This is a genomic window from Burkholderia theae (assembly GCF_048565265.1).
Taxonomy (GTDB): domain Bacteria; phylum Pseudomonadota; class Gammaproteobacteria; order Burkholderiales; family Burkholderiaceae; genus Burkholderia; species Burkholderia theae.
The window spans coordinates 1,591,126-1,603,889 of record NZ_CP183461.1 but is presented as its reverse complement, the minus strand read 5'-3'; the positions used below and the strand labels follow the sequence as shown (position 1 = coordinate 1,603,889).

Annotated in this window: 11 protein-coding genes; 1 reads left to right on the top strand and 10 read right to left on the bottom strand. The window is 68.5% G+C overall.

Features of this window, described 5'->3' with window-relative positions:
* Positions 1–9: 9 nt before the first annotated feature.
* The 6 genes from ACN22W_RS07430 to ACN22W_RS07405 all read right to left on the bottom strand — a co-directional run bounded on the left by ACN22W_RS07430 (position 10) and on the right by ACN22W_RS07405 (position 6,650).
* Positions 10–2,397, bottom strand: a complete 2,388-nt coding sequence (locus ACN22W_RS07430; RefSeq protein ID WP_419687057.1) for a CHASE2 domain-containing protein — start codon at positions 2,395–2,397, stop codon at positions 10–12.
* A gap of 10 nt (positions 2,398–2,407) precedes the next feature.
* Positions 2,408–3,769: a FecR domain-containing protein gene (locus tag ACN22W_RS07425; RefSeq protein ID WP_419687055.1), complete on the bottom strand. Its 1,362-nt coding sequence runs from the start codon at positions 3,767–3,769 to the stop codon at positions 2,408–2,410.
* Positions 3,766–4,470: a response regulator transcription factor gene (locus ACN22W_RS07420; protein WP_006490421.1), complete on the bottom strand. Its 705-nt coding sequence runs from the start codon at positions 4,468–4,470 to the stop codon at positions 3,766–3,768. Before ACN22W_RS07420 ends, ACN22W_RS07425 begins: the two co-directional genes overlap by 4 nt.
* Before the next feature lie 267 nt (positions 4,471–4,737).
* Complete coding sequence (locus tag ACN22W_RS07415; protein ID WP_048244121.1) at positions 4,738–5,172, bottom strand: hypothetical protein; 435 nt, start codon at positions 5,170–5,172, stop codon at positions 4,738–4,740.
* Between the two features lie 197 nt (positions 5,173–5,369).
* The gene (locus ACN22W_RS07410) at positions 5,370–5,597 is read right to left on the bottom strand and encodes a sulfurtransferase TusA family protein (RefSeq protein ID WP_006402122.1); all 228 of its coding nucleotides are present in this window, start codon (positions 5,595–5,597) and stop codon (positions 5,370–5,372) included.
* Between the two features lie 117 nt (positions 5,598–5,714).
* Positions 5,715–6,650: a LysR substrate-binding domain-containing protein gene (locus ACN22W_RS07405; protein WP_419687046.1), complete on the bottom strand. Its 936-nt coding sequence runs from the start codon at positions 6,648–6,650 to the stop codon at positions 5,715–5,717.
* A gap of 108 nt (positions 6,651–6,758) precedes the next feature.
* Between ACN22W_RS07405 and ACN22W_RS07400 the strand changes: the two genes are divergently transcribed.
* Positions 6,759–8,279, top strand: a complete 1,521-nt coding sequence (locus tag ACN22W_RS07400; protein ID WP_412021991.1) for a CoA-acylating methylmalonate-semialdehyde dehydrogenase — start codon at positions 6,759–6,761, stop codon at positions 8,277–8,279.
* Between the two features lie 64 nt (positions 8,280–8,343).
* On the opposite strand, the gene ACN22W_RS07395 is transcribed toward ACN22W_RS07400, so the two are convergent.
* From ACN22W_RS07395 to ACN22W_RS07380, 4 genes are all read right to left on the bottom strand, one after another.
* A complete protein-coding gene (locus ACN22W_RS07395; protein ID WP_343491521.1) occupies positions 8,344–9,228 on the bottom strand; it encodes a MurR/RpiR family transcriptional regulator in 885 nt (294 codons plus the stop codon).
* Between the two features lie 297 nt (positions 9,229–9,525).
* Complete coding sequence (locus tag ACN22W_RS07390) at positions 9,526–10,698, bottom strand: Gfo/Idh/MocA family protein (protein ID WP_193098193.1); 1,173 nt, start codon at positions 10,696–10,698, stop codon at positions 9,526–9,528.
* 32 nt (positions 10,699–10,730) lie between these two features.
* Positions 10,731–11,657 carry a TIM barrel protein gene (locus ACN22W_RS07385; RefSeq protein ID WP_419687044.1) on the bottom strand — a complete coding sequence of 309 codons (927 nt, stop codon included), beginning with the start codon at positions 11,655–11,657 and terminating at the stop codon, positions 10,731–10,733.
* Between the two features lie 39 nt (positions 11,658–11,696).
* Positions 11,697–12,710, bottom strand: coding sequence for a Gfo/Idh/MocA family oxidoreductase (locus ACN22W_RS07380; protein ID WP_343491524.1), 1,014 nt, complete (start codon positions 12,708–12,710; stop codon positions 11,697–11,699).
* Positions 12,711–12,764: the final 54 nt, after the last annotated feature.

Below are 12,764 nucleotides of genomic sequence, written 5' to 3'. Positions count from 1 at the left end.
CCGGCCCTGTCAGGCGGACGGCTCGTCGATCGAGGGCAGCGACACCGTCACCGCGGTGCCGACCCCCACTTCGCTGTCGACCGTCACGCTGCCCCCATGGCGCGTGACGACCGTCTTCACGAATGCCATGCCGAGCCCGGAACCCGAAATCTCGGGCCGCTCGCCGGCGTGGAATCGCTTGAAACGTTCGAACAGATGCCGCTGATCTTCCGGCGCAATGCCGTACCCCTGATCGCGAATCGTACAGAACATCCGCTTCGACGCGTGCTCGACCGTCAGCGTACACGTGATCACGGTATCGGACGGACTGTATTTGACCGCATTGTTCATCAGGTTCACGAAGGCGCGCGTGATCAGCGAGCGATCCGCGCGCACCCAGCACATGTCGGCGCCGACCTCGGTGTCGATGCGGATGTGCTTCGCCTGCGCCTGCGGCCACACCTCGTCGCTCGCATCGATCAGCACGTCGACGAGGCTCGTCACTTCGAACTGGTACGCCTGTGACTCCGCGCGCGCCAACTGCACGAACTCGTCGGCGAGCGACAGCGCGCGGTGCGCATAGCGCTCGATCCGCGCGAGCAGCCCGCGCGTCGCGTCGGTCTCGACGCGGTCGCGCTCGATTTCGACGAGCGCGAGGATCGAAGCCTGCGGCGAGCGCATGTCGTGCGACAGCAGGTGCAGCGCTTCCTCGCGATGCCGCTCGGCCGCGTGCAGTTCGGTCACGTCGACGAGGCCGGCAATCCAGCCCGTCACGCGGCCCTGCGCGTTCGTACAAGCCGCGTAGCGTAACAGATGGTCGAGGCCGTCGCGATCGCGCACCTCGATGCCGCGCGCCATCGCGTCGTGCTCGGCCTCGAGCGTCGGGTCGAGCGCGGCCGGCCAGTGCTCGCGGATCGTCGCATCGTGCTCGGCGTTGCCGTCGACGGTCTTCATGAACGTCAGCTCGCCGAGCGCGGTGCGCAGCGGCCGCCCTTCCGGCAACGGCAGCGCGAGCCGCGACCCGTAGCGCTTCGCCGCATGGTTCGCGATCAGCACCGTGCCGGCCAGGTCGGTCACGAAGATCGGTTCCGGCATGCTGTCGAGGCTGTCCCACACGAAGCGCTTCATGTCCTGCACGCGCTGTGCGGCTTGCGCCATCAGCGCCATCTGCCGCTCGAGCACGTCGCCGCCGACGCTGCGCGTGCGCGGCGCCTCGGGCAGCAGGTGCGGCTCGTCGGCAAGACGCTGCAGCTCGCGGCGCAGGTACGACATCGTCATTTCCAGGCGTCGCCAGTTCCAGATCGGGTAGACGGCGATCAGCCCGAAGATCGCGGGGGCCGGCGACAGCCAGATGCGCGCCTCGAACAGCAGCGCCGTGCTCGCGACGACGGCGAGCGCGGCGAGGCTCAGCGTCAGCAGCAGCGCGCGCCACGGCGACAGCATCAGGAAGCCGCCGAGCAGCGCGGCGAGCGGCAGCAGCGACGCGGCGAACAGTCCCAGGCGCGACGCCGGCGAGATCGCACTGCCGGTCGCCAGCATGTCGAGTACGTTGGCATGGATGTACACGCCGGCGAGCGGGCCGAAGTCGCCGGACACGGGCGTCGCGAAGCGGTCGTACAGCCCCGACGCCGTCACGCCGACGACGACGATCTTGCCGCGCAGCGCGTCGGGCTTCACGCGCCCTTCGAGCACGTCGTCGAACGACAGCGTCGGATAGGCGGGCGTGTTGCGGCTGAACGGGATCAGGTAGCGGCCCTCGCCGGCCGCGTCGCGCGACAGGTCGTGCGCGCCCGCGCCCGGCGCGCCGCCGGCAGGACGCAGCCGGCCGCCCTGGATCGCGCGGTAGACGGGCACCATCAGCTGCGGCCAGCGCACGCGGCCGTCGCTTTCGAACAGCGCGACGCTGCGCACGATGCCGTCGCGATCGACTTCGAGGTTGATGTGGCCGAGCCCCATCGCGCGCGCGGCGAGCGCGGCCACCGGCGGATCGACGGTGCGCGTGCCGTCCGCCTGCTCGGGGCTCAGCAGCACGGGCAGGAAGGTCGGCACGTGGGTCATCGCGTCCGCGAACGCGCGATCCTGCGGCGACGGTTCGGTAAACAGCACGTCGTAGACGACGGCGGCCGGCTGCGCGCGGGCCAGCGTGTCGAGCAGCCGCGCATGCACGTCGCGCGACCACGGCCAGCGGCCGAGCGCCGATACGCTCTGGTTGTCGATGTCGACGACGACCACGTCGGGCGACAGCGGCAGGCTGCGCTGCATCAGCAGCCGGTCGTAGATCAGCCCGTCGACGCTCGACGACAGGCGGCCGAGCGCACACGCGAGAATCACCGCGATCCCGAGGCAGCCGATCGCGATCCATTCGATCAGGAAGCGGCGGCCGAGATGCCGCCGCGGGGAAACGGAGTCGGGTTTCATGCGCCGCGGATCAGCGCGACAGCGTGAACGCGCTGACCGGACTGGTCTTCTCGTAGAACTTGCCGCCTTCGTATTCCTCGACGGTCACGGCCCAGTAGTAGTCGCCGGGCGGCAGGTGCGCGATCGTGATCTTGCGCGCCTGCAGGCCGACCTCGTCGACGACCGGCGCGCTCAGGTCCTTCGAGCGCGACAGCACGAACCGGTAGCGTGCATCCTTGCCCGAACCGTTCGGCGACCAGCGGAATTCGTAGCCGCTCGCGGCGGGCGACGCACTCGCGTCGAGCCCCATCAGGCGCCGCTCGAACGCATAGATGCGCGGCACGCCTTCGAGACCGTTCTCGTCGATCGCGGCCACCCGCACGAAATACGTGCCGTTCGGCACATCGCGGAACACCGCGCGCGACGAAACGGTGCGCGTTTCGCGGAACGGGTCGAGCATCCCCGCGTCGTGCGCGATCTGCAGGTGGTACGCATGGGCCTGTGCGAGCGGCGCGACGTCGAACGCGACGTCGGGCTCGTCCTGCACCTTGTCGGGATGCGCGAGCGCCGGTGCGGCCAGCAGTTCGACGGGCGCGCCGACCGCGCCGGACGATGTCGCGACGCTGCCGAAGTTCGCATGCACGAGCGTCGGGTCGGCCGCCTGCCGGTGACCCGCGACGCCGACGGTGCCGTCGAGTACTTCGACGCGCGTCGACGCATTGCCGGCCGCATCGTAGTTCACGCGAAAACGCGTGCCGCGCACGCCGGCGACGACCGACGGCGAACGGATCTGGAAGCGGTCGTCGCGTTTCTTCAGATGGGTGACTTCGCTTTCGACCGAGCCGCGCGTGAGTTCGAACTCGCGATCGAGCGTGCCGGTCAGCACGGTGCGGCGCAGCGACTTCAGGTCGAGCTGGCTGTCGGGCGGCAGGCTCATGTGCGTGCCGTCGGTCAGCTCGAGCGTGACGAAACCGTTCGGGCCGGTGCGCACGCGGTCGCCCTCGGCGAGCGTCGCATCGTTCGCGAGCGGCGCGTAAGCGCCGCCGGACGCGCGTTCGGCCGTGCCCTGCACCGCGACGACGCGCGCGGTCAGCTTTTCCTTGCGCAGCCGCGCGACCGGCAGCTTCAGCGCGACGCCGGGCTGCAGGTGCTTCGGCGCGGGCACGCCGTTGATCCGCTGGAGCAGTTGCCAGTCGTCCGCGCCCTGCAGGTAGCGCGCGGCGACGTCGTACAGCGTGTCGCCCGCCTGCGTGCGGTAGACCACCATCTTGCCGGCGTCGGCAGGCGGTTGCGCAGCCGCATGTTGCGCGGCGAACGCGAACGCGACCGCGCAGGCCGTGCGCAACGCCACCGTGCGCAGGTTCGCCGTGCGCTGCGTGACGCCCGCGATCACTCCGGTTCTCCCTGGCCGACCCGCTCGAGCCGGTAGCCGTAACCGTAGATCGGCGCGAGGCGATAGCCGTTTTCGGGTCGCAGGCCGAGCTTGGTGCGCAGCATCGAGATGTGCGTATCCATCGTGCGCGACGGAATGTCGGTCGCCTGCTTCCACACGAGATCGAGAATGTGCGCGCGCGACAGCGGCCGGTCGAGATGCTGGAACAGCAGCAGCGCGAGTTCGAATTCCTTCTGCGTGAGGCTCACCGCCTTGTCGCCGACGTACGCCTGCTTCAGGTTCACGTCGAAACGGAACTGGTCGAACTCGCGAACGGTCGCCTCGGCATTGACCGGATACGCGCGGCGCAGCAGCGAGCCGATGCGCGCGCGCAGGATCGGGCCCGAGACGGGCTTGACCACGTAATCGTCGGCGCCGGCGTTGAGGATCTGCGTGATCCCCGCTTCGTCGTCGCGACTCGTCATGAAGATGATCGGCAGGCTGTGCTCGGTCTGATTGGCGCGCACCCACTTCAGCACTTCCTCGCCTGACATGTCGGGCACGTTCCAGTCGAGCACCAGCAGATCGAACGTCTCGCGCTGCAGACGCTTCTTCAGGGCCTTGCCTTCCTTGAACGCATAGCACGTATGGCCAACGGCCGTCAGCGTTTGACTGACGAAATCCGTCTGGGCCGGATCGTCATCCAGTACAGCAATTCTCATAGCACCCCGCAAATCAAAAGCGATTCGTCCAGTTCAGCTCCCCGCGCCCACCCCGCCGCGCAGCACGTGCGCGGATTCCGGATACCGGCCGGTGAGCCGTCGTTCGCCGCTCGCGCCACCTGCGCAAACCGGCGACCCCGGCTAAATATCTCAAAAACGGGGCACGGACGAACCGGCGATTTCATCATAGTAGTATGAAATTCGCCAAGAAATTGCGCGGACTACCGTCCTTTTTCGAATAATCCTTCCTGTCGTTCAATCGGACGCCTAGTCGGCGCCCGCGATGCCGGCTACCGGCTCGGCGAAATCGTCGGCCGTCACCCGGTGCGACAGCGGTTCCGGCGGCGCCGGTTGCGCGAGCATCCGCTGCAACTGGCCGCGCACGCGTTCCCACGCGCTGGCCGCGTAGTCGGGCTGGCCCGCCGCCCATGCCTGCGCCAGATCGAACACGCGCTCGATCGTCGCACCGCAGTAGGTCGGGCCCGAGCCGTCGTCCTGCGCGGCATCGCGCAGCCGTTCGTCGAGCCACTCGGCCAGCCACGGCATCTCGGCCGCGGCCGAATCCGCGTAGGCCTCCAGCGCGGCACGCGCGTGGCGATCCTGTTGCGGATCGAGCTCGATACGACTCAGCTCCGACGCGCGCACAGGCGCGATGCATCCCGCTTCGGATGGACTTCGAATGGTCCCTGGTCTGAAGGACATGTCCTCTCCCCGTTTGTACGACGGTAGCGTCAGGCATGGCCCCCGTGCCCGCCCTGTGACGTACCGTGGCCGGTGCCTCCGCTGCGAGCGGATGACCGGCCGCGTCAGTATACGCAGCAGGCAACGAAGCGAGGTTTAAGAATTGTCAGAGGCGCGGCCGGTCGGTGCCGGGCGCGGCGGACACGTGATGCGGGCCGTCAGCGGCGGCGCATCAGGAACACGAAGGTCTTGTCCTGCGTCGTCGATTCGACGATCTCGTTGCCCGTCTGCTTCGCGAACGCGGCGAAATCGCGCTGCGAACCCGGATCGGTCGCGAGCACCTTGAGGATCTGCCCGCTTTCCATATCGGCAAGCGCTTTCTTGGCACGCAGGATCGGCAACGGGCAATTAAGCCCGCGCGCGTCCACTTCCTTGTGAATCTGCATCGGCTGTCGACCTTCGAATGACGCGCCACACGCGGCGCGGGAGGAAGCAGCGATTTTACCGCAGCACCGCGTCGGCCGCCCGGGCGGCCCGCGGCCCGGCGCCCGCGGGCGACGCCGTCAGGTGCCGGAAAAGCCGCCCGCGAGCCGTTCGCGCAGGTGCCGCACGAGCGCGCGCACCGCTCTCGGCACGACCGGGCTGTACGGGCGGATCGCGAAGATGTGGTCGCCGAACGCGCCCGACGGCCGCCAGCCGTCGAGCAGCGCGACGAGCCGGCCGGCGTCGAGATCGCGCCGCGCGCTGAAATCCGGCAGCAGCGCGATGCCGAGCCCGCCGAGCGCGGCCTCGCGCATCGCCTCGCTGTTGTTCGCCGCGAAACTGCCACGCACCGGCACGCTCACGCGCTGGCGCCGCCGGCCGTCCGGCTCGAAGCTCCAAGCGGCCGGCTCGTTGTCGCGCAGGTAGCACAGGCAGCTGTGATCGACGAGTTCGCTCGGGTGCCGCGGCGCGCCGCGCGCGTCGAGGTAGTCGCGGCTCGCGACGAGCAGCGAGCGCGTGTCGCACAGCTTCCACGCGACATGGGTCTGCGGCGCGGTGGTGGTATGGCGGATCGCGAGGTCGAAACCCTCCTGCGTCAGCGAATGCAGCCGGTCCGACAGGTCCAGCTCGATGTGCACGCCGGGATGCTGCCGCAGGAAATCGGGCAGGTGCGGCACGACCTGCTGGCGCCCGAGCGCGACCGGCGCCGTCACGCGCAGCAGTCCGCGCGGCTCGCCGGCCAGATCCTTCACGCGCGCGAAATGCTGCCCGATCGACTCGAACGCGTCGCGCGTGCTGTCGACGAGCGTCTGGCCCGCATCGGTGAGCCGCACGCTGCGCGTCGTGCGGCGCACGAGCGGCACGCCCGCCGCCTTTTCGAGATCGGCGATGCGCTGGCTCATCGCGGCCTTGCTGATGCCGAGCCGCTGCGCGGCGGCCGTGAAACTGCCGGCCGCGGCCAGTACCGTCAGCGAATGGATATGCGGCCAGAGCGCCTGGACATTTTGCTGATTCATCCATCGATTATTCAGAATTCTGAACAGTGAATCAAGTTGCGCGGTCTTCTCCCGCCCCGCCGGTTTCCCTAGACTAGGTACCGTTCCCCCTCATCCCCAGGAGACACGATGAATCCGGTTCCCGCGTACACGTCCGATGCCGACGTCGGCCACTATGTCGACGGCGCGCCCGTTGCCGGCCGCAGCGGCCGCTTCCAGGACGTCCTCAACCCGGCGCTCGGCCGCGCGGTGCGCCGCGTGGCGCTCGCCGACGACAGCGAAGTGCAGCAGGCCGTCGCCTCCGCCCACGCCGCGTTCCCGGCCTGGGCCGCGACGCCGCCGATCCGCCGTGCGCGCGTGCTGCACCGCTTCCTGCAGCTGATGAACGAGCACCAGGACACGCTCGCGGCGATCATCACGGCCGAGCACGGCAAGGTGTTCTCCGACGCGCAGGGCGAAGTCGCGCGCGGCATCGACATCATCGAATTCGCGTGCGGCGTGCCGCAGCTCCTGAAGGGCGATTTCACCGACCAGGTCAGCACCGGTATCGACAACTGGACGATGCGCCAGCCGCTCGGCGTCGTCGCGGGCATCACACCGTTCAACTTCCCGTGCATGGTGCCGTGCTGGATGTTCCCGGTCGCGATCGCGACGGGCAACACGTTCGTGCTGAAGCCGAGCGAGCGCGACCCGTCGGCGGCATTGTTCATCGCCGACCTGTTGACTCAAGCCGGGCTGCCGGCCGGCGTATTCAACGTCGTGCAGGGCGACAAGGGCGCGGTCGACGCGCTGCTCGACCACCCGGACGTGCAGGCCGTGAGCTTCGTCGGCTCGACGCCGATCGCGGCCTACGTGCAGCAACGCGCGGTGCAGTCCGGCAAGCGTGTGCAGGCACTCGGCGGCGCGAAGAACCACCTCGTCGTGATGCCCGATGCGAACATCGAGCAGGCCGTCGACGCACTGATCGGCGCTGCGTACGGTTCGGCCGGCGAGCGCTGCATGGCGATCAGCGTCGCGGTGCTGGTCGGCGACGTCGCGGACAAGATCGTGCCGGCCGTGGCCGAGCGCGCGCGCAAGCTGGTGATCGGCGACGGCATGTCGCCGGAAGTCGAGATGGGCCCGATCGTCACCGGCGAAGCGCTGAAGCGCATCGAAGCTTATATCGAGCAAGGCGTGAGCGAAGGCGCGCAACTGGTGGTCGACGGCCGCGGGCTGCGCGTGCCGGGCCGCGAGGCAGGCTTCTTCACCGGCGGCACGCTGTTCGACCACGTGACGCCCGACATGCGGATCTACAAGGAAGAAATCTTCGGGCCCGTGCTCGGCTGCGTACGCGTGAAGGATTTCGGCGAAGCGGTCGACCTGATCAACGCGCACGAATTCGGCAACGGCGTGTCGTGCTTCACGAGCGACGGCGGCATCGCGCGCGAATTCGCGCGGCGCATCCAGGTCGGGATGGTCGGCATCAATGTGCCGATTCCGGTGCCGATGGCGTGGCACGGCTTCGGCGGCTGGAAGAAGAGCCTGTTCGGCGACATGCACGCGTACGGCGAGGAAGGCGTGCGCTTCTACACGCGCCAGAAGTCGGTGATGCAGCGCTGGTCGTCGAGCATCGGCAAGGGCGCCGAATTCGCGATGCCGACCGCGAAGTAAGCCAGGCGGTGCGCCGCCCGCCGATCGATTGCGCGGGCGGTGCGCCGGCAGAACCCGTAACCCGTCAGCCGGCTTTGCTGCCGTGCGCGCCGTCGGCGGTCGGCAGGTACGACAGTTCGAGCCGGTACGCGAGCGCGACGAACAGGCTCTGCGCGAGGCCCATCGTGGCCGTCAGCGCGCGGAAACCGAACGTCTCGCTGTCCTGCACCATCAGCGTCACCTCGGCCTCCCGCGCGAGCGGGCTCATCCGGCTGTCGGTGATCGCGATCAGGCGCGCGCCGCGCTGCACGGCCTGCTGCGCGACCTGCACGGTCTCGTCCGCATACGGCATGAACGAGATGACGATCATCACGTCGCCCTTGCGCACCGACCGGATCTGCCCGAGATGCATGCTGCCGAGCGCGCTGAACAGCCCGATGCGCTTGTCGGTGTGCTGCAGCGCATAGTCGAGATACACGGCGATCGGAAACGCGCGCCGCGAGCCCGCGATCCAGATGGCCTGCGTGTCGGCGAGCAGGTCGACGGCCTGCGCGAGCGCCTGCGGATCGAGCGTCTGCCGCAATTGCTGCATCCCGGCAATGCTGCCCTTGATGAATTCGTCGGCGATCTGCTCGGGCTGCAGGCTCGACGAACCCGATTCGATCACGTCGCGCAGCCGCAGGTTGTATGCGCGCCCCGGCGCGATCTGCTGCGCGAGCCCTTCGCGGAACACCCGCTGCATCTCGGAGAAGCCGGAGAAGCCGAAGTGCTTCGCGAAGCGCACGACCGCGGACGGCTGGACGCCGCACGCCTCCGCGAGCGACTGGATGCCTTCCAGCCCCAGCTGGTCCCGATGGGTTTCCACGTGGCGCGCAATGACCTTCAGGCGATTGCTGAGGCCGTCGTATTCCTGCGTCAGGTGCTGCAGGAACTGCTCGACGGTGGCGGGAGGTTTCTCGGATGAACTCATCGGATAGCGCGAAGTTGACGGCCCCGATGCGCGCGCGGCACTGACGGACGCGGCCCGGGACTCACCTGGATACATGCATGAAGGGCGAATTTAATCACGTTTGCGGCACGGCCCGCGCCGCGCGGTTCGCTCCCACGCGCTCGATCATCACTTGCACACGCTCCACGGCAGGACTGGAAGCGATTGTCCAACGCTCTCGCGGCGTCGTAAAGATTAGGGCGTCTACCGAGTGCCCGTCGAGGCCGGCTGCCGGTGCGAAGCGGTACGCAGCGCCGCAACCGGCCCGTCGGGTGCGACTCAGCGATAGTCGACCCACACGCTGCCCGCGTCGGCGGAACGCACGCAGTTCTCGACCCATCGAACGCCCTCGACGCCCGCGTGGACGTCCGGAAAGCGGATCGTCTTCAACGCCGCGGCGTCGCCGCGATCGGCCGCGTCCATCGCGAGCGCGAAACGCTGGTATAGGTTCGACCAGGCCTCGAACAACCCTTCCGGATGCCCGGCGCCGATGCGATCCTCGCGCAATGCGTGCGGATGCAGATAACCCATCCCGCGATCGAGCACCTGCGCGGGCTGCCCCTGCACTTCGTAGCGCAACTGGTTCGGATGCTCGTCCCACCATTCGACGCTCGCCTTCGAGCCGATCACCCTCACCTTCTGGCTGTGCATCGAGCCCGCGTTCACCGCGCTCGACCACACGTAGCCGATCGCGCCCGACTCGTATTCCATGATCGTGAACGCGTTGTCCTCGAGCGGCGCGCGGCTCTTCACGAAGCTCTGCCGCGAACACATCAGCCGCCGGATCTTCAGCTCGGGCGCCATCACCTCGGAGATGTACAGCGGATGCGTGCCGATATCGCCGAGCACGTAGCTCGGGCCCGCGAACTTCGGGTCGACCCGCCAGCGCGCGGCCGCGCTCGCGGCCTCGACACCCTCGCTGTGGAACCCGTGCGCGAACTGCATCTGCACGATGCGGATCTCGCCGAGATCGCCGCGCGCGATCATCTCGCGCGCCTGTTCGATCATCTGGTGCCCCGAGTAGCCGTACGCGACGCCGACGATGCGGTTCTTCTCGACCGACAGGCGCTGCAGCGTCTCGGCCTCGTCGGTCGTGAAGCACAGCGGCTTCTCGCAGACCACGTGCAGCCCCGCGTTCAGCGCGGCGCGACAGATCTCGAAGTGCGTGTTGTTCGGCGTCGCGATCGACACCGCGCGGATGCCGTCCGGGCGGCGCGCCTCGGCCTCGAACATCGTCGCGTAGTCGGGATAACAACGGTCCGCCGCGACGCCGAGCTTCACGCCGAACTGGCGGCCGCGCTCGGGGTCGATGTCGAACGCGCCGGCAACCAGCTGGAAGCTGCCGTCGCGCAACGCGGCCGACCGGTGGCTATAGCCGATCTGGCTGCCGAGCCCGCCGCCGACCATGCCCCAGCGAATCGAATGTCCAAGCAGAATCTGTCCGTCAATCATGATGATGGTGTTCCTGGTCCGTGTTCAGGGGTTCATGCGAAGCCGGCCGACGCGAGAAACGCGCGGCTCGCGGCAACATCGCGCAGGCTCGTGCCGGCATTGCGCGGATCGCGCTCCTGTTCGATCGTGATATAGCCCGCGTAGCCGATGTCGTCGAGCGCGCGCCGGATCGCCCGGTAGTCGAGCACGCCGGTGCCGATCGGGCACATCACGCCGCGCGCGCACGCGGCGAAGAACGCGATGTGCTCGCCCATCACCGCGTCGTACACGGCTGCGTCGATATCCTTGAAATGCACGTAGTCGACGCGTGCCGCATGACGGCGCAGCCACGTCTCCGGGTCCATGCCCGAGTAATGCAGGTGGCCCGTGTCGAGGCAGAGGCCGACCGTGTCGGCCGGAAGATCGGCGACGATCCGGTCGATCTCGTCCGCGAACTCGATGTAGCCGCCCGCATGCGGATGGATCACTGCGCGCACGCCGAACTCGTCGCGCGCGAGCGTCGCGATCTGCCGGATGTGGTCGACCATCCGCGCCCAGCGTTCGTCGGACAGCCGCGGCGCGCGATCGGCGTGGCCGGCCGCGTAATCGCGTTCTTCGTGCCCCCAGTCCATCACGACCAGGTACGGCGCCGCGTAGCGCTGGCCCTGCTGCGTCGGCAGCTTCGGCAGCCGCGTGATCAGCGCGCAGATCTCGCGCGTCTGGCGCAACAGGTTCGGCAGGTTCTCCGGCGACACGAGATCGTCGAAGATCGTGCCGGCGGTGATGCTCAGGCGCTGCCGCTCGAGCTCGGCGCTCACGACGTCGAGCTCGAGCGGGATATAGCCGTAGGGCCCAAGCTCGATGCCCGAATAGCCGGCCTGCGCGGCCTCGGCGAGCACGTGCCGCCACGGCGGCAGGTGCGGGTTCTTCACGTCGTCGACACCCCAGCAGCACGGGGCGCAACCTATCTTCATCGTCATGTCGGTCAGTCCGGCAAGTAAGCGGCGCGCGGCTACGCTTCAGCCGCGATAGAACGCGGGGCGATCGGCCATCGCGATCGGCTCGACCGCGCCGCTGCGCTGCGCACGCACGCAGGCGTCGGCGGCGACCGCCGCCGCGTAACCGTCCCATGCGGACGGACCGGTCAGCGCACCCTGCCGCACGCCGTCGATGAACGCCTGCAGCTCGACGTCGTACGACGCGATGAAACGCTCCTTCCAGTCGGTCATGATCTCGACCGATTGCCGCGCCGCGCGCTTGAGGCCCACGGCCGGCGGATCGGGCAGCTTCGCGATGCCCTGCTCGCCGACCACCTCGCACTGGATGTCGTAGCCGTACTGGCAGTTCACGAAGATCTCGACGTCGATGCGCACGCCGCTCGCGGTTTCCAGCAGCACGATCTGCGGATCGGCGAGATGCGCCGACGCATGGCGCGTCTTCTTCGGATAGACGACCTGCGCGCTCGTGTAGTCCTCGCCGAGCAGCCAGCGCAGCACGTCGAGCTCGTGGATCAGCGTGTCGGTGATCGCCATGTCGGTCGTGTAGCGCTCGCCGACCGACTGGTTGCGATGCGCGCAATGCAGCATCAGCGGCGCGCCGATCTCGCCGCTGTCGATCACGCGCTTCAGCGCGCGATAACCTTCGTCGTAAGGCCGCATGAAGCCGACCTGCACGAGCCGTTTGCCGTGCGCGACTTCGGCTTCGACGATCCGCATGCAGCCTTCGGCCGTGACGGCGAGCGGCTTCTCGCAGAACACCGTCTTGCCGTGCGCGATCGCGTCGAGCACGAACGCTTCGTGCGTCGGCCCCCACGACGTGACGAGCACGGCCTGCACGTCGGCGGCCGCGACCACGTCATGGCCGTCGGCATAGATCTCGGCATCGAGCCCGAACTTCGACACCGCATCGCGCGCCTGCTGCGGATCGATGTCGTTGACGGCCACGACGCGCGCGCCGGACAGCGTGCGGGTCAGTCTGCGGATATGGTCCTGGCCGATCGCGCCGCAGCCGATCACGCCGATTTGCAAGGTCATCTAGAGGTCTCCAGTCATTCATCAGCGGCGCGGCCCGTGCCGCACCGGTCAACA

Bases quoted from the DNA above. Each gene is read 5' to 3' on its own strand.
- ACN22W_RS07410 (WP_006402122.1), bottom strand. From the start codon at position 5,597: ATGCAGATTCACAAGGAAGTGGACGCGCGCGGGCTTAATTGCCCGTTG.
- ACN22W_RS07405 (WP_419687046.1), bottom strand. From the start codon at position 6,650: ATGAATCAGCAAAATGTCCAGGCGCTCTGGCCGCATATCCATTCGCTG.
- ACN22W_RS07385 (WP_419687044.1), bottom strand. From the start codon at position 11,657: ATGACGATGAAGATAGGTTGCGCCCCGTGCTGCTGGGGTGTCGACGAC.
- ACN22W_RS07380 (WP_343491524.1), bottom strand. From the start codon at position 12,710: ATGACCTTGCAAATCGGCGTGATCGGCTGCGGCGCGATCGGCCAGGAC.
- ACN22W_RS07420 (WP_006490421.1), bottom strand. From the start codon at position 4,470: ATGAGAATTGCTGTACTGGATGACGATCCGGCCCAGACGGATTTCGTC.
- ACN22W_RS07395 (WP_343491521.1), bottom strand. From the start codon at position 9,228: ATGAGTTCATCCGAGAAACCTCCCGCCACCGTCGAGCAGTTCCTGCAG.
- ACN22W_RS07390 (WP_193098193.1), bottom strand. From the start codon at position 10,698: ATGATTGACGGACAGATTCTGCTTGGACATTCGATTCGCTGGGGCATG.
- ACN22W_RS07430 (WP_419687057.1), bottom strand. From the start codon at position 2,397: ATGAAACCCGACTCCGTTTCCCCGCGGCGGCATCTCGGCCGCCGCTTC.
- ACN22W_RS07415 (WP_048244121.1), bottom strand. From the start codon at position 5,172: ATGTCCTTCAGACCAGGGACCATTCGAAGTCCATCCGAAGCGGGATGC.
- ACN22W_RS07400 (WP_412021991.1), top strand. From the start codon at position 6,759: ATGAATCCGGTTCCCGCGTACACGTCCGATGCCGACGTCGGCCACTAT.